This window comes from Yersinia aleksiciae (genome assembly GCF_001047675.1).
In the GTDB taxonomy this organism is placed as follows: Bacteria; Pseudomonadota; Gammaproteobacteria; order Enterobacterales; family Enterobacteriaceae; genus Yersinia; species Yersinia aleksiciae.
The window spans coordinates 1,650,998-1,672,762 of sequence record NZ_CP011975.1 but is presented as its reverse complement, the minus strand read 5'-3'; the positions used below and the strand labels follow the sequence as shown (position 1 = coordinate 1,672,762).

Sequence of the window (21,765 nt, the reverse complement as noted above, 5' to 3'; positions counted from 1 at the left end):
TTGAGAAGTTACGGAGAGTAAAAATGAAAGTTCGTGCTTCCGTCAAGAAATTATGTCGTAACTGCAAAATTGTTAAGCGTAACGGTGTCGTTCGCGTAATCTGCAGTGCCGAACCAAAGCATAAACAGCGTCAAGGCTGATTTATCTTGCATATTTTTCTTGCAAAGTTGGGTTGAGCTGGCTAGATTAGCCAGCCAATCTTTTGTATGTGACTGCAATACTATTTGAGTATCCTGAAAACGGGCTTTTCAGAATGGTATTGCTGTATAAAATAGTAGGAGTGCATAGTGGCCCGTATAGCAGGCATTAACATTCCTGATCAGAAACATACCGTTATCGCATTAACTGCGATCTACGGCATCGGTAAAACTCGCTCACAGGCTATCTGTGTTGCAGCGGGTATTGCTGAAAATGTTAAGATCAGTGAGCTGTCTGAAGAGCAAATCGAGAAGCTGCGTGACGAAGTTGCCAAGTACGTTGTAGAAGGTGATCTGCGTCGTGAGGTGACCCTGAGCATCAAGCGTCTGATGGACCTTGGGACTTATCGTGGTTTGCGTCATCGTCGTGGTCTACCAGTTCGCGGTCAGCGTACTAAGACCAACGCACGTACCCGTAAGGGTCCGCGTAAACCGATCAAGAAATAATCGGGGTGATTGAATAATGGCAAAGGCACCTATTCGTGCACGTAAGCGTGTAAGAAAGACAGTCTCTGACGGTGTGGCTCATATCCATGCTTCTTTCAACAACACCATCGTTACCATTACAGATCGTCAAGGTAACGCATTGGGTTGGGCAACAGCAGGTGGTTCCGGTTTCCGTGGATCTCGTAAGTCTACTCCGTTTGCAGCGCAAGTTGCAGCAGAGCGCTGCGCTGACGCAGTGAAAGAATACGGTATCAAGAATCTGGAAGTTATGGTTAAAGGACCTGGTCCGGGCCGTGAGTCTACTATCCGTGCGTTAAACGCGGCTGGTTTCCGCATCACTAATATTACTGATGTGACTCCGATCCCTCATAACGGTTGTCGTCCGCCGAAAAAGCGCCGCGTATAACGCTGCTTTTAGGTTTGTTGGAGAGAGAAAATGGCAAGATATTTGGGGCCTAAGCTCAAGCTGAGCCGTCGTGAGGGCACAGACTTATTCCTTAAGTCTGGTGTTCGTGCGATTGACACCAAGTGTAAGATCGAACAACCACCTGGCCAGCACGGTGCGCGTAAACCGCGTCTGTCTGACTACGGTGTGCAGTTACGTGAAAAGCAAAAAGTTCGCCGTATCTATGGTGTTCTAGAACGTCAATTCCGTAACTACTATAAAGAAGCAGCACGTCTGAAAGGCAACACCGGTGCAAACCTGTTGCAACTGCTGGAAGGTCGTCTGGATAACGTAGTTTACCGTATGGGCTTTGGCGCAACTCGTGCTGAATCACGTCAGCTGGTTAGTCATAAAGCTATCATGGTAAATGGTCGCGTTGTTAACATCGCTTCTTATCAGGTATCTCCGAATGACGTAGTCAGCATCCGTGAGAAAGCTAAAAAGCAGTCTCGTGTTAAGGCAGCTTTGGAGCTGGCTGAGCAGCGTGAAAAGCCGACTTGGCTGGAAGTTGATGCTGTCAAGATGGAAGGTGTGTTCAAACGTATTCCTGAACGTACTGATCTGTCTGCGGACATTAATGAACACCTGATCGTCGAGCTTTACTCCAAGTAAAGCTTAGTACCAAAGAGAGGACACAATGCAGGGTTCTGTGACAGAGTTTCTAAAACCGCGCCTGGTAGATATCGAGCAAGTCAGTTCGACGCACGCCAAGGTGACCCTTGAGCCGTTAGAGCGTGGCTTTGGCCATACTCTCGGCAACGCACTGCGCCGTATTCTGCTTTCATCTATGCCGGGTTGCGCGGTGACCGAGGTTGAGATTGATGGTGTACTGCATGAGTACAGCACCAAAGAAGGCGTACAGGAAGATATCCTGGAGATCCTGCTCAACCTGAAAGGGCTGGCGGTGAGAGTTCAGGGTAAAGATGAAGTTATTCTTACCCTGAATAAGTCTGGCATTGGCCCTGTGACTGCAGCCGATATCACCCATGATGGTGATGTCGAAATCGTCAAGCCGCAGCACGTTATCTGCCACCTGACCGATGAAAACGCATCTATTAGTATGCGTATCAAAGTTCAACGTGGTCGTGGTTATGTGCCGGCTTCTGCCCGAATTCATTCGGAAGAAGATGAGCGCCCGATTGGTCGTCTGTTAGTAGACGCATGCTATAGCCCTGTAGAGCGAATTGCCTACAATGTTGAAGCAGCGCGTGTAGAACAGCGTACCGACCTGGACAAGTTGGTTATCGAGATGGAAACCAATGGTACGATCGATCCTGAAGAGGCGATCCGCCGTGCGGCAACTATCTTGGCTGAACAGCTTGAAGCTTTCGTTGACCTACGTGATGTACGTCAGCCGGAAGTTAAAGAAGAGAAGCCAGAGTTTGATCCGATCCTGCTGCGCCCTGTTGACGATCTGGAATTGACTGTCCGCTCTGCTAACTGCCTCAAGGCAGAAGCTATCCACTACATCGGTGATCTGGTACAGCGTACCGAGGTTGAGTTGCTGAAAACGCCGAACCTGGGTAAAAAATCTCTTACTGAGATTAAAGACGTGCTCGCTTCACGTGGTCTTTCTTTAGGCATGCGCCTAGAAAATTGGCCGCCAGCTAGCATTGCTGACGAGTAACCGGATCACAGGTTAAGGTTTTACTGAGAAGGATAAGGTCATGCGCCATCGTAAGAGTGGTCGTCAACTGAACCGTAACAGCAGCCATCGCCAGGCTATGTTCCGTAACATGGCCGGCTCTTTGGTTCGTCATGAGATAATCAAGACGACCCTGCCGAAAGCGAAAGAGCTGCGTCGCGTTGTTGAGCCGCTGATTACTCTTGCCAAGACCGACAGCGTAGCTAATCGTCGTCTGGCATTCGCCCGTACTCGTGATAACGAGATCGTGGCAAAACTGTTTAACGAGCTAGGCCCGCGTTTCGCGAGCCGCGCCGGTGGTTACACTCGCATTCTGAAGTGTGGCTTCCGTGCAGGCGACAACGCACCGATGGCTTACATCGAGTTAGTTGATCGTGCTGCATCGCAAGCAGAAGTAGTTGCTGCAGAGTAATCTGTAAACGCGTAAAAAAACCGGGCTTGCCCGGTTTTTTTACGTCCATAATTCAATGACCTGATATTACATCCTCGCGCTTTGCCTCTTTTCTCCTATTATTTATCCGCGAATCCATTAATCTTAACTAACCTTCGGCTTTGCGAGATCTCCTCACTTGGGTGCGATATGGCATTAATTGATGAATGGGCTGAAAGACACATTATCCAAGCCCTAGCAAATGGCGAGCTCGATAATCTGCCAGGAAATGGCAAACCCCTACAACTCGATGATGATGCCCTTGTTCCTCTTGATCTGAGAGTCGGGTATAGAATACTGAAAAATGCAGGATATCTTCCTTTTGAATTGCAGGACCGCCAGGAGGCTCTTACTATTGTTGACTTGCTATTGCAGCTAGATGAACAGCATGATCATCATCCCAAACTACATAAGCGGTTGGCCTTGTTAGAAATGCGATTAAGGCAAGCGGGGCTTAGCACTGATTTTCTGCATCTAGAGTATCAGTATAAGGTGGCTGATAAGCTGTCAAACGAGGGATAAGCAATGTTAAAAATTGGGCAACTCGCCAAACTCGCCGATGTTACACCAGATACTATTCGGTACTATGAAAAGCAAGGCATGATGCAACACGGTGAACGGACGGAGGGCGGTTATAGACTTTACAATGAACAAGATTTGCAGCGCTTGCGCTTTATTCGTTATGCGAAGCAGCTTGGCTTCACATTGGATACTATCGCTGAATTGCTGTCGATCCGCGTCGATCCTGCGCATCATACATGTCAAGAGTCTAAGGCGATTGTAGATTCGCGATTGCATGATGTGGAAAGCAAGATTATTGAACTTAAAAAAATGCGTGAGTCACTAAAACGTCTCAGCAATGCCTGTTGTGGAAGTTCACATGCGACGACTTATTGCTCTATTTTGGAAGCTTTGGAGCAAGGGGCGGCTGAAGAATTAGTTTAAGACTACATTTTTTCGATGAGGAGTTTAAATCGGTTCAAACAAACAGTATTATCTTGTTGGTATTTTAATCTACACCATCATTAGTGAGGCACTATTATGACGACATATCGCCATACCAAAGGAAAGATAAAAGATAACGCATTAGAAGCGCTACTCCATGACCCACTTTTCAGGCAGCGTATTGAGAAAAATAGTAAGGGGAAAGGGAGTTACCAGCGTAAAGATAAACATGCAAAGGGTGGTAACTGGGAGACCAGTGGTAAGCAATCAATAGATTCTTTACCACTGGTCTCCTGATTTACGGTAATAAAAACGCCATCGGGTTGATGGCGTTAATGTCTTACTCAATCTGAATTATTTTGATTGCTGTGCTTTCAGCAAATCACGAATCTCGGCTAACAACTTCTCTTCAGTTGTTGGTACTGGCGCTGCTGCGGGTTCTTCCGCTTTTTCACGGCGCATTTTATTCATAAGCTTAACTGCGGAGAATATTGCCAGGGCCACAATAACAAAATCAAAAATACTTTGGATGAAGGTACCGTAATTCATTACAACTGCGGGTATCGTGCCCTCAGCAGCACGTAATACGAAATGGAATTGTTTAAAATCTACACCACCGAGTAATAAGCCCAAGGGGGGCATGATAATATCGGCAACAAGTGAAGAAACGATTCTGCCAAATGCCGCACCAATAATGACACCGACAGCTAAGTCGACCACATTGCCACGCATGGCAAATTCACGAAACTCCTTCATAAAACTCATAACCTACACCCCATTTCAAAATGAATGACTTAATCTTAGCTAAATAAAACTCGGTACGAGCATAATTATAGGAAATTTTTCCTAATACCCCATGGGAATAGTTTTAATTTATAAGCCAGTTTGGCTAACTTAATTGTTATTTATTACAAAAAGAATGGACTTGGTTGGAACAGTCGTTCAACGTCGGGAACAAATTTCTTGTGAGTAATAAACATCACCACATGATCGCCCTGCTTAATGACTGAATTACCGTTAGCAATGATAACTTCATCGCCGCGCACAATGGCCCCAATCGTCGTACCTGGTGGCAGTTTGATATCTTCAACCATTCGGCCAACAACTTTTGACGTGCTTTCATCACCATGAGCAATAGCTTCTATTGCCTCGGCGACACCACGTCTCAACGAGGACACGCTGACAATATCCGCTTTACGGACATGACCCAACAGTGCGGAAATAGTGGCTTGTTGTGGCGAGATAACAATATCAATAACACTTCCCTGTACCAAATCCACATAAGCGCTACGTTGGATTAATACCATCGCCTTTTTTGCACCCATACGTTTTGCCAGCATCGCTGACATAATATTGGCTTCATCATCATTGGTAATCGCTATAAAAACGTCAACCTGCTCGATGTGCTCTTCTGCTAGTAATTCTTGGTCTGATGCATCGCCATAAAAAACGATGGTGTCATGCAGCATTTCGGCTAATTCGGCAGCTCTCTGCTGGTCGCGTTCGATTAATTTTACGCTGTAATCTTTTTCCAACCGTAGGGCTAAACCTGCGCCCACATTCCCGCCGCCAACAATCATAATGCGCTTGTAGGGTTTCTCTAAACGCTGTAACTCACTCATTACTGCGCGGATATGTTGCGAAGCGGCGACGAAGAAGACTTCATCACCTGCCTCAATGATCGTTGACCCTTGTGGGCGAATTGGACGATCTTGACGAAATATAGCGGCAACGCGGGTATCAATATGCGGCATATGTTCACGTAGGGATGACAATGCATTCCCCACAAGAGGCCCGCCATAATAGGCTTTAACAGCGACAATACTGACTTTACCTTCCGCAAAATTGACCACCTGTAATGCGCCAGGATACTCGATTAACTTATAGATATAATCGGTAACCAGTTGCTCTGGCGATATTAGATGGTCAATAGGGACGGCTTCCGGAAGAAATAATTTGTCGGCTTCACGGATATATTCAGCTGAACGAATACGAGCAATACGGTTTGGTGTATTAAATAGCGAGTAGGCGATTTGGCATGCCACCATATTGGTTTCATCAGAATTCGTCACTGCAACCAACATATCTGCATCTTCTGCCCCCGCTTCTCGTAACACGCGCGGGTGTGAGCCATGCCCTTGTACTACACGTAGATCAAATTTATCTTGCAACTGACGTAGGCGGCTAGAGTTAACATCAACGACAGTGATGTCATTGTTTTCTCCCACCAAGTTTTCCGCCAGGGTTCCGCCAACTTGCCCCGCCCCAAGAATAATTATTTTCATAGCGTTCTCTGTTTCACACTGAAATTAGGTTTGAGGCATAGCAAAAGCCACGACTATCTTTTGATCAACTTCGCATAAAAGAAACCGTCGCCATCCTCAGGGTGGGGCAGGTTCTGTTTACCGGGCGCCACAGTCGTCCCTGTTTCAACCAATTCGGCTTCAGAATGACGCTGCAAGAAAGCGGTAATCTGTTGCTGATTCTCTTCCGGCAATATAGAGCAGGTAGCATAAACCATTACGCCACCTTTTTTCAGTTTAGGCCAGATAGCTTCAATGATCTCAGATTGCAATTGAGCTAGCTCAGCAATGTCACTGTCTCGGCGTAACCATTTGATATCGGGGTGACGGCGGATAACCCCGGTTGCAGAGCAGGGGGCATCTAACAGAATACGATCAAATTGTTGATCTTCGCACCATGCCTCTGGGGTTCTACCATCGCCGACGCGCACTACAGCATGGAGCTGTAGGCGCTGTAAGTTCTCTTTCACTCGGCTGAGGCGTTGCTCATCAATATCAACCGCCAATACATGCGCCTTTGGTGCAGCTTCCAGAATATGGGTTGTCTTACCGCCGGGGGCTGCGCAGAGATCAAGGATCTGCTCGCCATTTTGTGGATCAAGCAGATCAACACAACCTTGGGCCGATGCATCCTGCACGGTGACCCAGCCAAGTTCAAAACCAGGTAGCGCACTGACGGCACAAGGAGTGATCAGGCGCAGCGCATCGGGATAAACCTCATGGGGCGCTGCATCTATATCGACTTGTTTTAACAGTTCGAGATATTCATTGCGAGTGTGATGTAGGCGATTAACACGCAACCACATTGGCGGCTTTTGGTTATTCGCATCCAAAATCTGCTGCCACTGATCGGGATATGCCAGCTTGATCCGTGCCAATAGCCAGCTTGGATGTAGATAGCGGCTATCATTATTTGCCGCACGCTCCAGTAGTTCAACTTGTTGGCGCTGGAATTGGCGCAATACACCGTTAATCAGCCCCTTTAATTGTGGGCGTTTTAGCGCAGTAGCACCCTCAACGGTTTCTGCCAGAGCGGCATGAGGAGGAATGCGCGTGTAGATCAACTGATACAGTCCAACCATAATCAGATAATGGAAAACGCGCTGCTTACCCGTCATCGGGCGAGCCATCAACTGCTGGATACACCACTCTAATTGCGGCAAGACACGCAAAGTGCCAAAACACAACTCCTGCAGCAATGCGCGATCTTTATCAGAAATACTGTTGTGTAACCCAGGCAAAACGGTACTGAGCGATTGCCCCTGATCCAATACTTGGCTAATTGCTTTGGCAGCGATGCTGCGGAGATTATATGTGTTTTTCATAACCAAAAAAGCCGACAAACGTCAGCAAATAAAGGGAAAGTGGCCCGACGATGAAGTATCGGGCGATGAAATTTATAGTGAGTAAATCTATTATGCTAGCTGACTTCCGGACGTAAACCACTCGCGACGCGAATTTAATAAGTCAGCGGCAGACATGGTTTTTTTCCCGGCAGGTTGCAGCTGCGTGATATTTAAAACACCCTCTGCGGTTGCTACTTGGATACCATGCTTATCTGCATGAATGATGGTACCGGGCTGAGTATTATCAACCGCAGGGAGTACCTGTGCTTGCCAGACTTTGACCGGCTGTTCATCAACGACAAAATAGCTAACTGGCCAAGGATTAAAAGCACGAATACAACGTTCTAACTGAGCAGCAGAAAGTGACCAATCCAATTTAGCCTCTTCTTTGCTGAGTTTTTCTGCGTAAGTCACGTGTGCTTCATCTTGTACTTCTGGCTGCGCACGGCCTTCGGCCAATTGTTGCAGTGTAATCAATAAGCCTTGAGGGCCTAATTGTGCCAATTTATCGTACAGTGTCGCGCTAGTATCTTCCGGCTGAATATCACATTCAATCTTATGCAACATATCGCCAGTATCTAGCCCAACATCCATCTGCATGATGGTTATCCCAGTTTTTGCATCTCCAGCCCATACTGAACGTTGGATAGGTGCGGCACCACGCCAGCGTGGCAGCAGGGAACCATGGACATTGATGCAGCCTAACCGCGGCATTGCCAATACAGATGCTGGTAAAATCAGGCCATAAGCCACCACGACCATAATATCTGCATTAAGATCGGCAACTAAATGTTGGTTCTCTTCTGGCCGCAATGATTTTGGCTGAAAAACGGGGATACCCTGTTGTTCTGCCAATACTTTAACCGGGCTAGGGGTGAGCTTATTGCCTCGTCCGGCCGGGCGGTCTGGTTGAGTGAAAACACCAACAATCTGATGCTGGGAAGACAACAACGCGCCGAGATGGCGCGCTGCAAAATCAGGAGTTCCGGCAAAAATAATCCGCAAAGAGTCAGACACGTAGATTTCCTGCATTAGAAAGGGTTAGTTGTCACGGGCATTCAACTTGGCCAGTTTCTCCAGCTTTTGGCGGATACGCTGACGTTTCAGCGGTGACAAATAGTCCACAAACAGTTTTCCAACCAAGTGATCCATCTCATGCTGGATACAAATCGCTAATAAATCATCGGCTTCCAGCTCGAACGGTTTACCGTCACGGTCCAGCGCTCTGATTTTTACCTTTTCGGCTCGAGGCACTAATGCACGTTGCTCAGGAATTGATAAACAACCTTCTTCGATGCCAGTTTCACCGCTTTTTTCCAACAACTCTGGATTAATCAGCACCAAACGTTGGTCACGGTTTTCCGAGACATCAATGACGATAATTTGCAGGTGAACATCCACTTGTGTTGCGGCAAGACCAATACCTTCCTCTGCGTACATCGTTTCGAACATGTCGTCCACAATGCGCTGGATTTCACCATTGACTTCTTTTACCGGCGCAGCAATTTTGCGCAGCCGCTCATCTGGGTAATGTAATACTTGTAATACTGACATAAATATCTAGATCTGCGTCCGAGTAGTGAATGATATTCAATCTCTATTCTAGACATTTCTCGCTCGGATTGACAGCATTGGCTACCAATTGAACTAATCGGTGTCAGCTTAGGAAACAAGCCAGGGAGGCGATATGTTAGCAGCAGAATTATGGCTCAGGATGAGCAAGGTTAAGGGATTTGGCGTAGCGAAGAGCAGTGGATTGGTCAGGCGATTACTCACCAGTGGTGATATTCATCCTGGCAGATTGGCCGCTTATGGGCTAAATCCACAACAATGTCAGCAGTTTTATCAGGTAGATCCCCACTATATTGAAGCGACATTAACCTGGCTGAATCACTCCTCTCATCACTTATTAGCTCATGGTGAACCAGGCTATCCACCCCGCTTAACCCATATTTCGGGCGCACCCTTGATACTTTTTGTTTCCGGTGAACTGGACGTTATCTATCGCCCACAGATCGCCATGGTCGGGAGCCGCCATTTTAGCCATTATGGCGAACAGTGGGGCCGTCATTTTGCTTCGGAACTGGCCCGAACTGGATTAGTTATCACTAGCGGCCTCGCCATGGGGATCGATGGGATTTGTCATCAGGCGGCGTTGAGTGCGAAAGGGAAGACTATCGCAGTATTAGGCAGCGGATTAGAAAATATCTATCCACGGCGACATAGTCAGTTAGCCGAATCGATTGAACATCAGGGCGGGGCATTGGTCTCTGAGTTTTTGACGACGGCATTACCGATTGCTGCCCATTTCCCTCGAAGAAACCGCATCATCAGTGGATTAAGCTCGGCTGTACTCGTTGTCGAAGCCACACTGAAAAGTGGCTCTTTAATTACTGCCCGCTATGCTATTGAGCAAGGGAGAGATGTTTTTGCTCTGCCGGGGCCATTAGGGAGTGCAACCAGTGAAGGTGTGCATTGGCTGATTCAGCAAGGAGCCTACTTGGCGAGTTCGGTACAAGGGGTCGCCGAGCAGCTAGGCGGTTCACTTCAATGGATATCATTACCTGAGAAAGCAATTATTTCTTCATCAGAGGGGCAAGTTGAATTGCCATTTGCTGATGTGTTGGCTAACGTAGGAGATGAGGTGACACCCGTTGATGTCGTCGCCGAACGTGCCGGCCAACCTGTGCCAGACATCGTAAGCAAATTGCTCGAGCTGGAGTTAGCAGGGTGGATCGCAGCAGTACCCGGCGGCTATGTCCGATTAAGGAGGGCAGGCCATGTTCGACGTTTTAATTTACTTATTTGAAACTTATATGCATAACGAGTCGGAAATGCTTGTCGACCAAGATAAGATTACCGACGATCTTGCTGACGCAGGTTTCTATCGTGAAGATATCAACAACGCTCTGAACTGGTTGGAGGCTCTGGCTGACCTACAAGAAGGGCAGAAAGCACCTTATCTCTATGCCGCCGATCCACAGGCGTTACGCATTTATACTGTGGAAGAGTCTCAACGTTTGGATACCACTTGTCGTGGTTTTATCCTATTTCTTGAACAAATTCAGGTACTACACTTTGATACCCGCGAAATGGTTATCGATCGTATTATGGCGTTAGATTCTAATGAGATTGATCTGGAAGATCTTAAATGGGTCGTGCTGATGGTGCTGTTTAACATACCGGGTTATGAAATTGCCTACCAGCAGATGGAAGAGCTACTTTTTGAAGTCAATGAAGGTTATTTGCACTAAGTGGTAACATGACGGGCTGATAACTTTAATACAGAAGGCGTTATGACGAAAACAGTTACTGCCAAGGATAATGGGTCGTGTCCTGAATGCGGATCGGCTTTAGTCATTCGCAGCGGTGGCCATGGCCCATTCCTTGGTTGTTCGCATTATCCTGACTGCCAGTATATGCGCCCGCTGAAAGCGCAATCTGATGGTCATATCGTGAAAGTTCTGGATGGGCAGTTCTGTCCAGAATGTGGGTCAGAAATGGTATTGCGGCAAGGGCGTTTTGGTATGTTTATTGGTTGCAGCCAATATCCACAATGTGACCATACCGAAGTGATTGATAAACCTGATGAGACGACGATCGACTGCCCGCAATGCGGCCAAGGAAAACTGCTACAGCGCAAGTCACGGTTTGGGAAGGTTTTTCATGCCTGTAACCGTTATCCGGATTGCCAATTTACCATTAACCAGCAGCCTATCGCTGGAAACTGTGGCTATTGCCACTATCCATTATTAATGGAAAAGAGAACAGCACAAGGCGTCAAACGTTTTTGCGCCAGCAAGTTATGTGGGAAGGTCGTGGCAAGTGAGTGATAACAGTGTAAGCATAAAAGAGAAGAGTGACGTTTTGGCTGATGTGCTGCGGGCATTGCAGCAAGAAGAGGTTATTGCCTATCCGACAGAAGCTGTTTTTGGCTTAGGCTGTGACCCTGATAGCGAAAAAGCAGTGAATGCCTTATTAGCCTTAAAACAGCGACCATGGCAGAAAGGTTTGATCCTGATTGCAGCCAATTATGAACAATTGAAACCTTATATTGATGACTCGGCGTTAAGTGACTCACAACGAGAGACTATTTTTTCCTGTTGGCCAGGGGCGGTAACGTGGGTCATTCCTGCTCGAGCTGAAACACCACGCTGGCTAACGGGTAGCTTTGGTTCATTGGCCGTGAGAGTGAGTGACCACCCACTTGTACAACAGCTTTGCTTGCAATATGGCAAGCCACTGGTTTCAACCAGCGCCAATTTAAGTGGTCATGAGCCTTGCCGTACCGATGAAGAAGTGAGAACACAATTTGGCCCTTCACTACCGGTGCTCTTTGGTAAGGTGGGTGGTCGTTTAAACCCATCTGAAATCAGAGACGCCTTAACTGGTAAGCAATTTCGTCAAGGGTAGGAAATAGCATGGATCAGAAGTTCGCAGTGTTTGGTAATCCCATTGGGCACAGTAAATCGCCGAGGATCCATGCGCTTTTTGCTGAGCAAACAGGTATAGAGCATCAATACGGTAAAGTACTTGCACCTAATGATACATTTGAGGACGTATTGGCGTCCTTTTTTGCGCGTGGCGCAGCGGGTGCGAACATCACCACGCCGTTTAAAGAACGCGCGCATGCTAAATGTGATGAGCTGACGGATCGTGCATCATTGGCAGGGGCGGTTAATACGATCAAGCAATTAAAGGATGGCCGCTTATTAGGTGACAATACCGACGGCATTGGCTTGCTTAGTGATCTTCAACGGCTGGACCTGATCCAAGAAACCGACACTATCCTGTTAGTGGGGGCGGGTGGGGCGGCCCGAGGTGTTATCCTCCCTTTACTCTCATTCGGGTGCAAGGTGGTGATGACTAATCGCACTTATTCGCGTGCGCAGCAGCTTGCTGAAGTATTCCACCATTTAGGTGATATCGATGCTGCCGAAATGCAAGCTCTGCATGGACAGCAATTTGATTTAATCATAAATGCCACTGCTTCAGGTATTCATGGCGAGGTTCCAAACTTACCTACGGATATCATCGTCCCGCAAACACGCTGCTATGATATGTTCTATCAAGCTGATGACACCCCATTCATAGTCTGGAGCAAGAGGCTCGGTGTGACAAACTACGCGGATGGTTTGGGTATGCTGGTGGGACAAGCGGCACATGCTTTCCAACTCTGGCATGGTGTGATGCCTGACATTGCGCCGGTCTTAAATCAGTTGCGTGATGAGTTAGGTAAATAGAAGAGCGCAGAATAATGCAGGAAAGATAATGGCCTATTTCCTGCATCGTCCATGACTACTTATTGAGTTTCAGCCAGATAGTCATCTTTCCAGCGCACATAGTTACCGGCAGAGTAGAGCAGACCTTTAAATTCTGCTGGTGTTAATGGGCGGACTTGTTTAGCGGGGCTGCCCATATAGAGGTAACCGCTAACTAACCGTTTCCCTGGAGCGACTAGGCTGCCAGCTCCAATCATCACATCATCTTCTATTACGGCCCCATCTAACAGGATCGATCCCATTCCAACGAGCACTCGGTTGCCGATAGTACAACCATGAAGCATGGCTTTATGCCCAACGGTCACGTCCTCGCCAATAATCAGCGGGTTTCCTTCAGGATTATGTTCAGACTTATGGGTCACATGTAACACACTACCGTCTTGAATATTTGAACGTGCGCCGATGACGACCTGATTGACATCACCCCGAATTGCGACCAGCGGCCAGACACTAACATCATTGCCCAGAACAACATTGCCAATGATCACACTGGATCCATCGACCATGACGCGATCACCTAGCGTAGGTAAATAATGTAAATACGGGCGAATAGCATCAGACATAACAATAACCTCTTTTATACGGTCACATTTTACTGGCAATACTAGCCTTTGTTGCTGGAATTACAACCAATCGGTGGCGGGGAAGTCAGTGAAAATGCGACGGATCGACCAAGATCTGCGCGTAAGGAGTGAAAAGTATTCAAACAGTAGAAAAAGACGAAAAAAGAGTTGTGCAAAAAACTCGACTCCCTATAATGCGCATCCATCGAGACGGCACACAACGAATCAAGTAGTTAAGTGACCGGCAAAGAGAACAGAGAAATTCAACGAAATAAGTAGTTGACTCTGAGTGAGGAAAGCGTAATATGCGCACCTCGAGTTGATGACCGGAAGGTTGCTAACTCACTGCTCTTTAACAATTTATCAGACAATCTGTGTGGGCACTCGCAAGACGATATCGAAGCCTGTTTCGACAGGCAGAAATAATATCAAAGTCTTGAAGAGTGACCAAAGCAGTACACATTTGAACTTCGGTTCGAATGCATATTTGCAGAAAGTAATCTTTGAGCATCGCTATGTTAACTCATAGCAAATCAAACAAATCTTAAATTGAAGAGTTTGATCATGGCTCAGATTGAACGCTGGCGGCAGGCCTAACACATGCAAGTCGAGCGGCAGCGGGGAGTAGTTTACTACTCTGCCGGCGAGCGGCGGACGGGTGAGTAATGTCTGGGGATCTGCCTGATGGAGGGGGATAACTACTGGAAACGGTAGCTAATACCGCATGACCTCGCAAGAGCAAAGTGGGGGACCTTCGGGCCTCACGCCATCGGATGAACCCAGATGGGATTAGCTAGTAGGTGAGGTAATGGCTCACCTAGGCGACGATCCCTAGCTGGTCTGAGAGGATGACCAGCCACACTGGAACTGAGACACGGTCCAGACTCCTACGGGAGGCAGCAGTGGGGAATATTGCACAATGGGCGCAAGCCTGATGCAGCCATGCCGCGTGTGTGAAGAAGGCCTTCGGGTTGTAAAGCACTTTCAGCGAGGAGGAAGGCAGTCGTGTTAATAGCACGATTGATTGACGTTACTCGCAGAAGAAGCACCGGCTAACTCCGTGCCAGCAGCCGCGGTAATACGGAGGGTGCAAGCGTTAATCGGAATTACTGGGCGTAAAGCGCACGCAGGCGGTTTGTTAAGTCAGATGTGAAATCCCCGCGCTTAACGTGGGAACTGCATTTGAAACTGGCAAGCTAGAGTCTTGTAGAGGGGGGTAGAATTCCAGGTGTAGCGGTGAAATGCGTAGAGATCTGGAGGAATACCGGTGGCGAAGGCGGCCCCCTGGACAAAGACTGACGCTCAGGTGCGAAAGCGTGGGGAGCAAACAGGATTAGATACCCTGGTAGTCCACGCTGTAAACGATGTCGACTTGGAGGTTGTGCCCTTGAGGCGTGGCTTCCGGAGCTAACGCGTTAAGTCGACCGCCTGGGGAGTACGGCCGCAAGGTTAAAACTCAAATGAATTGACGGGGGCCCGCACAAGCGGTGGAGCATGTGGTTTAATTCGATGCAACGCGAAGAACCTTACCTACTCTTGACATCCACGGAATTTAGCAGAGATGCTTAAGTGCCTTCGGGAACCGTGAGACAGGTGCTGCATGGCTGTCGTCAGCTCGTGTTGTGAAATGTTGGGTTAAGTCCCGCAACGAGCGCAACCCTTATCCTTTGTTGCCAGCACGTAATGGTGGGAACTCAAGGGAGACTGCCGGTGACAAACCGGAGGAAGGTGGGGATGACGTCAAGTCATCATGGCCCTTACGAGTAGGGCTACACACGTGCTACAATGGCAGATACAAAGTGAAGCGAACTCGCGAGAGCAAGCGGACCACATAAAGTCTGTCGTAGTCCGGATTGGAGTCTGCAACTCGACTCCATGAAGTCGGAATCGCTAGTAATCGTAGATCAGAATGCTACGGTGAATACGTTCCCGGGCCTTGTACACACCGCCCGTCACACCATGGGAGTGGGTTGCAAAAGAAGTAGGTAGCTTAACCTTCGGGAGGGCGCTTACCACTTTGTGATTCATGACTGGGGTGAAGTCGTAACAAGGTAACCGTAGGGGAACCTGCGGTTGGATCACCTCCTTACCTAACGATACGCATTGCGTAGTGTCCACACAGATTGTCTGATGAATGTAATGAGCAAGAGCACCTGTTGATGTCGTGAGTTTCGACTCATGCTGACGCGAACGGTTAGATTTCGGTTTAATCGGTACTTCGTGTCCCCATCGTCTAGAGGCCTAGGACACTGCCCTTTCACGGCTGTAACAGGGGTTCGAATCCCCTTGGGGACGCCAATCCGATAATGTGTGAAAGACATTATCACTGAATATCTTAAAGATGACTTTAACGAGTCGTGTTTAAGATATTGCTCTTTAACAATCTGGAACAAGCTGAAAATTGAAACAATACAGCTGAAACTTATCTCTCCGTAGATGTACTGAGATGAGGAGTAACCTGTATTAGAGTCTCTCAAATAATCACAGCGCAAGATGTCTGTAAAGACACCTTCGGGTTGTGAGGTTAAGCGACTAAGCGTACACGGTGGATGCCTAGGCAGTCAGAGGCGATGAAGGGCGTGCTAATCTGCGAAAAGCGTCGGTAAGCTGATATGAAGCGTTATAACCGACGATACCCGAATGGGGAAACCCAGTGCAATTCGTTGCACTATTGCATGGTGAATACATAGCCATGCAAGGCGAACCGGGGGAACTGAAACATCTAAGTACCCCGAGGAAAAGAAATCAACCGAGATTCCCCCAGTAGCGGCGAGCGAACGGGGAAGAGCCCAGAGTCTGAATCAGTTTATGTGTTAGTGGAAGCGTCTGGAAAGTCGCACGGTACAGGGTGATAGTCCCGTACACAAAAATGCATATTCTGTGAACTCGATGAGTAGGGCGGGACACGTGACATCCTGTCTGAATATGGGGGGACCATCCTCCAAGGCTAAATACTCCTGACTGACCGATAGTGAACCAGTACCGTGAGGGAAAGGCGAAAAGAACCCCGGCGAGGGGAGTGAAATAGAACCTGAAACCGTGTACGTACAAGCAGTGGGAGCACCTTCGTGGTGTGACTGCGTACCTTTTGTATAATGGGTCAGCGACTTATATTTTGTAGCAAGGTTAACCGAATAGGGGAGCCGTAGGGAAACCGAGTCTTAACTGGGCGTCTAGTTGCAAGGTATAGACCCGAAACCCGGTGATCTAGCCATGGGCAGGTTGAAGGTTGGGTAACACTAACTGGAGGACCGAACCGACTAATGTTGAAAAATTAGCGGATGACTTGTGGCTGGGGGTGAAAGGCCAATCAAACCGGGAGATAGCTGGTTCTCCCCGAAAGCTATTTAGGTAGCGCCTCGTGAACTCATCTTCGGGGGTAGAGCACTGTTTCGGCTAGGGGGTCATCCCGACTTACCAAACCGATGCAAACTCCGAATACCGAAGAATGTTATCACGGGAGACACACGGCGGGTGCTAACGTCCGTCGTGAAGAGGGAAACAACCCAGACCGCCAGCTAAGGTCCCAAAGTCATGGTTAAGTGGGAAACGATGTGGGAAGGCATAGACAGCCAGGATGTTGGCTTAGAAGCAGCCATCATTTAAAGAAAGCGTAATAGCTCACTGGTCGAGTCGGCCTGCGCGGAAGATGTAACGGGGCTAAACCATGCACCGAAGCTGCGGCAGCGACGCTTAGGCGTTGTTGGGTAGGGGAGCGTTCTGTAAGCCGTTGAAGGTGACCTGTGAGGGTTGCTGGAGGTATCAGAAGTGCGAATGCTGACATAAGTAACGATAATGCGGGTGAAAAACCCGCACGCCGGAAGACCAAGGGTTCCTGTCCAACGTTAATCGGGGCAGGGTGAGTCGACCCCTAAGGCGAGGCTGAAAAGCGTAGTCGATGGGAAACAGGTTAATATTCCTGTACTTGGTGTTACTGCGAAGGGGGGACGGAGAAGGCTAGGCTAGCCGGGCGACGGTTGTCCCGGTTTAAGCATGTAGGCGGAGTGACTTGGTAAATCCGGTTGCTTATCAACGCTGAGGTGTGATGACGATGCACTACGGTGCAGAAGTAGTTGATGCCAAGCTTCCAGGAAAAGCCTCTAAGCATCAGGTAACATTAAATCGTACCCCAAACCGACACAGGTGGTCAGGTAGAGAATACTCAGGCGCTTGAGAGAACTCGGGTGAAGGAACTAGGCAAAATGGTGCCGTAACTTCGGGAGAAGGCACGCTGGCATTAGGTAAAGAGACTTGCTCTCGGCGCCGAAGCCAGTCGCAGATACCAGCTGGCTGCAACTGTTTAATAAAAACACAGCACTGTGCAAACACGAAAGTGGACGTATACGGTGTGACGCCTGCCCGGTGCTGGAAGGTTAATTGATGGGGTCAGCCTTACGGCGAAGCTCTTGATCGAAGCCCCAGTAAACGGCGGCCGTAACTATAACGGTCCTAAGGTAGCGAAATTCCTTGTCGGGTAAGTTCCGACCTGCACGAATGGCGTAATGATGGCCAGGCTGTCTCCACCCGAGACTCAGTGAAATTGAACTCGCTGTGAAGATGCAGTGTACCCGCGGCAAGACGGAAAGACCCCGTGAACCTTTACTATAGCTTGACACTGAACATTGAGCCTTGATGTGTAGGATAGGTGGGAGGCATTGAAGTGTGGACGCCAGTCTGCATGGAGCCAACCTTGAAATACCACCCTTTAATGTTTGATGTTCTAACTCGGCCCCGTAATCCGGGGTGAGGACAGTGTCTGGTGGGTAGTTTGACTGGGGCGGTCTCCTCCCAAAGAGTAACGGAGGAGCACGAAGGTTAGCTAATCACGGTCGGACATCGTGAGGTTAGTGCAAAGGCATAAGCTAGCTTGACTGCGAGAGTGACGGCTCGAGCAGGTACGAAAGTAGGTCTTAGTGATCCGGTGGTTCTGAATGGAAGGGCCATCGCTCAACGGATAAAAGGTACTCCGGGGATAACAGGCTGATACCGCCCAAGAGTTCATATCGACGGCGGTGTTTGGCACCTCGATGTCGGCTCATCACATCCTGGGGCTGAAGTAGGTCCCAAGGGTATGGCTGTTCGCCATTTAAAGTGGTACGCGAGCTGGGTTTAGAACGTCGTGAGACAGTTCGGTCCCTATCTGCCGTGGGCGTTGGAAGATTGAGAGGGGCTGCTCCTAGTACGAGAGGACCGGAGTGGACGAATCACTGGTGTTCGGGTTGTCATGCCAATGGCATTGCCCGGTAGCTAAATTCGGAAGAGATAACCGCTGAAAGCATCTAAGCGGGAAACTTGCCTCGAGATGAGTCTTCCCTGGGGCTTTAAGCCCCCTGAAGGAACGTTAAAGACTATGACGTTGATAGGCTGGGTGTGTAAGTGCAGCGATGCATTGAGCTAACCAGTACTAATGATCCGTGAGGCTTAACCTTACAACACCAAAGGTGTTTTGGCTATTTGAGACAAAATCGAGTGAAACGATTTTGAGCGCCATGAGTGGCGAACCCGAAAGGGTGAGTATCGGTATGATACGTATACTCTTGATTTTCAGCGAAGTTCCGAGATTGAGCTAATTGGTTTGGTATTTGATACTGAACGGGTTGGTTAAAACAGAATTTGCCTGGCGGCCATAGCGCGGTGGTCCCACCTGATCCCATGCCGAACTCAGAAGTGAAACGCCGTAGCGCCGATGGTAGTGTGGGGTCTCCCCATGCGAGAGTAGGACACTGCCAGGCATCAAATAAACAAAACAGGCTACCCTAACGGGTGGCCTTTTTTGTTTATGGGTTTTAACCGAGAGCGACTGGAGCATGACATGCGACAAACTGTGAACGCAGTTTGAACAGCGTCTGCGCTGGCCCCGTTAGGGGTGAGACTCATCTTAAAGATGAGACGAATACTGTGGACACTGGCAGGCATCAAATAAAGTCGAGACCCCATGCCAAAAGCGTGGGGTTTTTGCTATGTGCAAAATACAAAAGTAAAAAAAACTCTGCTACTGAACTGCACCCTGAAAGTTGGACACCCAACGAGTAGAGGGCGTTTTTTATGTCTTCACTTAAAACAAAATACAATATGCGTATTATGATCGGTTAGACTAGCGCCAGAGCTAGTTAGAATGAGTATCTAATGTAATGTCGAATCAAGGTTCCCCGCTAAAACATCTCAATACTTTCGCGCTATCAGCTTACGCGAGCAACGTAATCAGTGCCAATTCGCCTGAGGAATTGATCAGCGCATGGCGTGAATCAGTCTCTAAGCATCAACCCGTACTTTTGCTTGGTGAAGGTAGTAATGTTCTATTTATCGAAAATTATTCAGGAACAGTATTACTTAATCGCATAAAAGGCATCATTTCTACTGAAGATGATACTGCTTGGCATCTGCATGTTGGGGCTGGGGAAAACTGGCATCAATTGGTCTGTTATTCATTGCAAAACAACATGCCAGGCTTAGAGAACCTAGCGTTAATTCCCGGCTGTGTCGGCTCTGCACCGATTCAAAATATCGGTGCCTATGGCGTTGAACTGCAAAAAGTATGCGAATACGTTGATTTACTTGATATGGATAAAGGTACCGTTTTGCGCCTTTCAGCTCAAGAGTGTCAATTTGGTTATCGCGATAGCATATTTAAGCATCAGTATGGTGATGGATTTGCCATCGTCGCTGTGGGTATCAAATTAATGAAATCATGGACGCCGACACTGGGCTATGGTGATTTAATCCGCATGGACCCATCAAGTGTTACCGCGCAAGACATCTTCAACTCTGTCTGTGCGATGCGCCGTAGCAAACTGCCAGACCCAACAGTGACCGGTAATGCAGGTAGCTTTTTCAAAAATCCGGTAGTAGATGCTGCTGTCGCCGAAGACATTGTAAAACATTATCCTAATGCACCTCATTATCGACAACCCGATGGATCGATAAAGCTGGCCGCCGGTTGGCTTATCGACCAATGCGCACTTAAAGGACACCAGATCGGCGGGGCGGCGGTACATCAACAGCAAGCTCTGGTTCTGATTAACCTTGCAGAGGCCACAGGTCAGGATGTACTTGGTCTTGCCAGTTATATCCGTCAGCAGGTCGCAAAGAAATTTTCAATCTGGTTAGAACCAGAAGTGCGCTTTATTGCCAGTAATGGTGAGGTTAATGCTGTGGAGCGTTTGTCGTGAAAGATTTTAAAATCCCTTTACGGTTAATCGGTATATTAGCGGATGGTACTTTTCACTCTGGCGAGCAGCTAGGTACAATGTTTGGCATGAGCCGTGCCGCGATTAACAAGCATATACAAACGATCAGAGAGTGGGGATTAGATGTTTTCACGGTTCCCGGCAAAGGTTATAGCCTACCTGCGCCTATTCAATTGTTGGATGAACAAAAAATATTGAGTCACTTGCCTACAGGGCAGGTGGCCGTATTACCTGTTGTTGACTCGACTAACCAATATCTACTGGACCGCATCGCCGAACTTAAATCAGGCGATGCCTGTGTGGCTGAATACCAACACGCTGGGCGCGGCAGACGCGGGCGTCAGTGGATATCGCCTTTTGGTGCTAATCTCTACCTCTCCATGTTCTGGCGTCTGGAACAAGGCCCTGCGGCGGCAATGGGGTTAAGCTTGGTTGTTGGGATAGTCATGGCTGAGGTGCTACACAAGCTGGGCGCTGAAAAGGTTCGAGTTAAGTGGCCGAATGATCTGTACTTAAATGATAAAAAATTAGCAGGTATATTAGTCGAGCTAACGGGGAAAACAGGTGATGCTGCCCAGTTGGTGATTGGTGCCGGTATCAATCTGACAATGCGTGAATCGACAACCAATGCTATTAGCCAAGACTGGATTAATTTGCAAGAAGCGGGTGTTATTATCGACCGTAATAAGCTAACGGCTGAGTTATTATCCGAATTACGACTGGCAGTGGTTAAATTTGAAAATGAAGGCTTATCGGCCTTTATTTCTCGCTGGCGAGAAATGGATAATTACCTTGATCGTCGAGTGAAATTGATTATTGGAAATCAAGAGATATATGGGATAGCTCGAGGTATCGATCAGCAAGGTGCATTACTATTGGAGCAGAACGGTGATGTAAAACCTTATATTGGCGGCGAGATATCTCTTCGTGGTGCTTAATAAATAATTACGCGGGCAGTGATTGACTGCCCGCAAT

The 21,765-nt window shown here is 48.1% G+C and carries 22 protein-coding genes, 1 tRNA gene and 3 rRNA genes; 20 read left to right on the top strand and 6 right to left on the bottom strand.

Annotated features, from left to right (window positions below; genetic code table 11):
- Positions 1–23 precede the first annotated feature (23 nt).
- From rpmJ to ACZ76_RS07635, 9 genes are all read left to right on the top strand, one after another.
- Positions 24–140 carry a 50S ribosomal protein L36 gene (gene rpmJ / locus ACZ76_RS17940; protein ID WP_002227352.1) on the top strand — a complete coding sequence of 39 codons (117 nt, stop codon included), beginning with the start codon at positions 24–26 and terminating at the stop codon, positions 138–140.
- 147 nt (positions 141–287) lie between these two features.
- On the top strand, positions 288–644 hold the full coding sequence (gene rpsM / locus ACZ76_RS07670) for a 30S ribosomal protein S13 (protein ID WP_004702348.1): 357 nt from the start codon (positions 288–290) through the stop codon (positions 642–644).
- Positions 645–660: 16 nt separating this feature from the next.
- Positions 661–1,050, top strand: a complete 390-nt coding sequence (gene rpsK / locus ACZ76_RS07665) for a 30S ribosomal protein S11 (protein ID WP_004709234.1) — start codon at positions 661–663, stop codon at positions 1,048–1,050.
- Between the two features lie 30 nt (positions 1,051–1,080).
- Positions 1,081–1,701: a 30S ribosomal protein S4 gene (rpsD, locus tag ACZ76_RS07660; RefSeq protein WP_002218949.1), complete on the top strand. Its 621-nt coding sequence runs from the start codon at positions 1,081–1,083 to the stop codon at positions 1,699–1,701.
- Positions 1,702–1,726: 25 nt separating this feature from the next.
- Positions 1,727–2,716 (top strand): DNA-directed RNA polymerase subunit alpha, encoded by a 990-nt coding sequence (locus tag ACZ76_RS07655; RefSeq protein ID WP_002438685.1) that lies wholly within the window; start codon positions 1,727–1,729, stop codon positions 2,714–2,716.
- A 40-nt stretch (positions 2,717–2,756) separates the two neighbouring features.
- On the top strand, positions 2,757–3,146 hold the full coding sequence (rplQ, locus tag ACZ76_RS07650; protein ID WP_004391407.1) for a 50S ribosomal protein L17: 390 nt from the start codon (positions 2,757–2,759) through the stop codon (positions 3,144–3,146).
- 168 nt (positions 3,147–3,314) lie between these two features.
- Positions 3,315–3,686: a DnaJ family domain-containing protein gene (locus tag ACZ76_RS07645; RefSeq protein ID WP_048618221.1), complete on the top strand. Its 372-nt coding sequence runs from the start codon at positions 3,315–3,317 to the stop codon at positions 3,684–3,686.
- A 3-nt stretch (positions 3,687–3,689) separates the two neighbouring features.
- Positions 3,690–4,109 (top strand): Zn(2+)-responsive transcriptional regulator, encoded by a 420-nt coding sequence (gene zntR / locus ACZ76_RS07640; protein WP_048618219.1) that lies wholly within the window; start codon positions 3,690–3,692, stop codon positions 4,107–4,109.
- A 96-nt stretch (positions 4,110–4,205) separates the two neighbouring features.
- Complete coding sequence (locus ACZ76_RS07635; protein WP_048618217.1) at positions 4,206–4,406, top strand: alternative ribosome-rescue factor A; 201 nt, start codon at positions 4,206–4,208, stop codon at positions 4,404–4,406.
- Positions 4,407–4,463: 57 nt separating this feature from the next.
- On the opposite strand, the gene mscL is transcribed toward ACZ76_RS07635, so the two are convergent.
- The 5 genes from mscL to def all read right to left on the bottom strand — a co-directional run bounded on the left by mscL (position 4,464) and on the right by def (position 9,312).
- Positions 4,464–4,874, bottom strand: coding sequence for a large-conductance mechanosensitive channel protein MscL (gene mscL / locus ACZ76_RS07630; protein ID WP_048618214.1), 411 nt, complete (start codon positions 4,872–4,874; stop codon positions 4,464–4,466).
- Between the two features lie 143 nt (positions 4,875–5,017).
- The gene (gene trkA, locus ACZ76_RS07625) at positions 5,018–6,394 is read right to left on the bottom strand and encodes a Trk system potassium transporter TrkA (RefSeq protein ID WP_048618213.1); all 1,377 of its coding nucleotides are present in this window, start codon (positions 6,392–6,394) and stop codon (positions 5,018–5,020) included.
- A gap of 53 nt (positions 6,395–6,447) precedes the next feature.
- A complete protein-coding gene (gene rsmB, locus ACZ76_RS07620; protein ID WP_048618211.1) occupies positions 6,448–7,737 on the bottom strand; it encodes a 16S rRNA (cytosine(967)-C(5))-methyltransferase RsmB in 1,290 nt (429 codons plus the stop codon).
- Positions 7,738–7,827: 90 nt separating this feature from the next.
- The gene (gene fmt / locus ACZ76_RS07615; protein WP_048618209.1) at positions 7,828–8,775 is read right to left on the bottom strand and encodes a methionyl-tRNA formyltransferase; all 948 of its coding nucleotides are present in this window, start codon (positions 8,773–8,775) and stop codon (positions 7,828–7,830) included.
- A 24-nt stretch (positions 8,776–8,799) separates the two neighbouring features.
- Positions 8,800–9,312, bottom strand: a complete 513-nt coding sequence (gene def / locus ACZ76_RS07610; protein ID WP_048618208.1) for a peptide deformylase — start codon at positions 9,310–9,312, stop codon at positions 8,800–8,802.
- A gap of 133 nt (positions 9,313–9,445) precedes the next feature.
- On the opposite strand from def, the gene dprA reads away from it, so the two are divergent.
- The 5 genes from dprA to aroE are packed head-to-tail and all read left to right on the top strand — an operon-like array spanning position 9,446 to position 13,001.
- Complete coding sequence (dprA, locus tag ACZ76_RS07605) at positions 9,446–10,567, top strand: DNA-protecting protein DprA (RefSeq protein WP_048618205.1); 1,122 nt, start codon at positions 9,446–9,448, stop codon at positions 10,565–10,567.
- On the top strand, positions 10,539–11,012 hold the full coding sequence (locus tag ACZ76_RS07600) for a DUF494 family protein (RefSeq protein WP_032814325.1): 474 nt from the start codon (positions 10,539–10,541) through the stop codon (positions 11,010–11,012). Before dprA ends, ACZ76_RS07600 begins: the two co-directional genes overlap by 29 nt.
- A gap of 42 nt (positions 11,013–11,054) precedes the next feature.
- Complete coding sequence (locus ACZ76_RS07595; protein ID WP_032814323.1) at positions 11,055–11,591, top strand: DNA topoisomerase family protein; 537 nt, start codon at positions 11,055–11,057, stop codon at positions 11,589–11,591.
- Positions 11,584–12,171 (top strand): L-threonylcarbamoyladenylate synthase type 1 TsaC, encoded by a 588-nt coding sequence (tsaC, locus tag ACZ76_RS07590; RefSeq protein WP_048618202.1) that lies wholly within the window; start codon positions 11,584–11,586, stop codon positions 12,169–12,171. Before ACZ76_RS07595 ends, tsaC begins: the two co-directional genes overlap by 8 nt.
- An 8-nt stretch (positions 12,172–12,179) precedes the next feature.
- Entirely contained in the window at positions 12,180–13,001 is an 822-nt protein-coding gene (aroE, locus tag ACZ76_RS07585; protein ID WP_048618200.1) for a shikimate dehydrogenase, read from the top strand.
- Positions 13,002–13,060: 59 nt separating this feature from the next.
- On the opposite strand, the gene ACZ76_RS07580 is transcribed toward aroE, so the two are convergent.
- A complete protein-coding gene (locus ACZ76_RS07580) occupies positions 13,061–13,603 on the bottom strand; it encodes a gamma carbonic anhydrase family protein (RefSeq protein ID WP_048618199.1) in 543 nt (180 codons plus the stop codon).
- Positions 13,604–14,149: 546 nt separating this feature from the next.
- Here ACZ76_RS07580 and ACZ76_RS07575 point away from each other — a divergent pair.
- From ACZ76_RS07575 to birA, 6 genes are all read left to right on the top strand, one after another.
- Positions 14,150–15,692, top strand: a 16S ribosomal RNA gene (locus tag ACZ76_RS07575).
- A 133-nt stretch (positions 15,693–15,825) separates the two neighbouring features.
- A tRNA-Glu gene (locus ACZ76_RS07570) sits at positions 15,826–15,901 on the top strand.
- A gap of 224 nt (positions 15,902–16,125) precedes the next feature.
- A 23S ribosomal RNA gene (locus ACZ76_RS07565) occupies positions 16,126–19,032 on the top strand.
- 187 nt (positions 19,033–19,219) lie between these two features.
- Positions 19,220–19,335, top strand: a 5S ribosomal RNA gene (gene rrf / locus ACZ76_RS07560).
- The 16S, 23S and 5S rRNA genes sit together here with 1 tRNA gene alongside, the layout of an rRNA operon.
- Before the next feature lie 399 nt (positions 19,336–19,734).
- On the top strand, positions 19,735–20,772 hold the full coding sequence (gene murB, locus ACZ76_RS07555; protein WP_048618197.1) for a UDP-N-acetylmuramate dehydrogenase: 1,038 nt from the start codon (positions 19,735–19,737) through the stop codon (positions 20,770–20,772).
- A complete protein-coding gene (gene birA, locus ACZ76_RS07550) occupies positions 20,769–21,728 on the top strand; it encodes a bifunctional biotin--[acetyl-CoA-carboxylase] ligase/biotin operon repressor BirA (protein WP_048618195.1) in 960 nt (319 codons plus the stop codon). The genes murB and birA overlap by 4 nt, the downstream gene beginning before the upstream one ends.
- The last annotated feature ends 37 nt before the right edge of the window (positions 21,729–21,765 follow it).

Excerpts from the sequence above, each read along its gene's own strand:
- ACZ76_RS07580 (WP_048618199.1), bottom strand. The coding sequence starts at position 13,603 with ATGTCTGATGCTATTCGCCCGTATTTACATTATTTACCTACGCTAGGT.
- rplQ (WP_004391407.1), top strand. The coding sequence starts at position 2,757 with ATGCGCCATCGTAAGAGTGGTCGTCAACTGAACCGTAACAGCAGCCAT.
- ACZ76_RS07645 (WP_048618221.1), top strand. The coding sequence starts at position 3,315 with ATGGCATTAATTGATGAATGGGCTGAAAGACACATTATCCAAGCCCTA.
- def (WP_048618208.1), bottom strand. The coding sequence starts at position 9,312 with ATGTCAGTATTACAAGTATTACATTACCCAGATGAGCGGCTGCGCAAA.
- rpsD (WP_002218949.1), top strand. The coding sequence starts at position 1,081 with ATGGCAAGATATTTGGGGCCTAAGCTCAAGCTGAGCCGTCGTGAGGGC.
- ACZ76_RS07655 (WP_002438685.1), top strand. The coding sequence starts at position 1,727 with ATGCAGGGTTCTGTGACAGAGTTTCTAAAACCGCGCCTGGTAGATATC.
- zntR (WP_048618219.1), top strand. The coding sequence starts at position 3,690 with ATGTTAAAAATTGGGCAACTCGCCAAACTCGCCGATGTTACACCAGAT.
- rpsK (WP_004709234.1), top strand. The coding sequence starts at position 661 with ATGGCAAAGGCACCTATTCGTGCACGTAAGCGTGTAAGAAAGACAGTC.
- ACZ76_RS07600 (WP_032814325.1), top strand. The coding sequence starts at position 10,539 with ATGTTCGACGTTTTAATTTACTTATTTGAAACTTATATGCATAACGAG.
- rsmB (WP_048618211.1), bottom strand. The coding sequence starts at position 7,737 with ATGAAAAACACATATAATCTCCGCAGCATCGCTGCCAAAGCAATTAGC.
- rpmJ (WP_002227352.1), top strand. The coding sequence starts at position 24 with ATGAAAGTTCGTGCTTCCGTCAAGAAATTATGTCGTAACTGCAAAATT.
- murB (WP_048618197.1), top strand. The coding sequence starts at position 19,735 with ATGTCGAATCAAGGTTCCCCGCTAAAACATCTCAATACTTTCGCGCTA.
- ACZ76_RS07635 (WP_048618217.1), top strand. The coding sequence starts at position 4,206 with ATGACGACATATCGCCATACCAAAGGAAAGATAAAAGATAACGCATTA.
- aroE (WP_048618200.1), top strand. The coding sequence starts at position 12,180 with ATGGATCAGAAGTTCGCAGTGTTTGGTAATCCCATTGGGCACAGTAAA.
- mscL (WP_048618214.1), bottom strand. The coding sequence starts at position 4,874 with ATGAGTTTTATGAAGGAGTTTCGTGAATTTGCCATGCGTGGCAATGTG.
- trkA (WP_048618213.1), bottom strand. The coding sequence starts at position 6,394 with ATGAAAATAATTATTCTTGGGGCGGGGCAAGTTGGCGGAACCCTGGCG.
- ACZ76_RS07595 (WP_032814323.1), top strand. The coding sequence starts at position 11,055 with ATGACGAAAACAGTTACTGCCAAGGATAATGGGTCGTGTCCTGAATGC.
- dprA (WP_048618205.1), top strand. The coding sequence starts at position 9,446 with ATGTTAGCAGCAGAATTATGGCTCAGGATGAGCAAGGTTAAGGGATTT.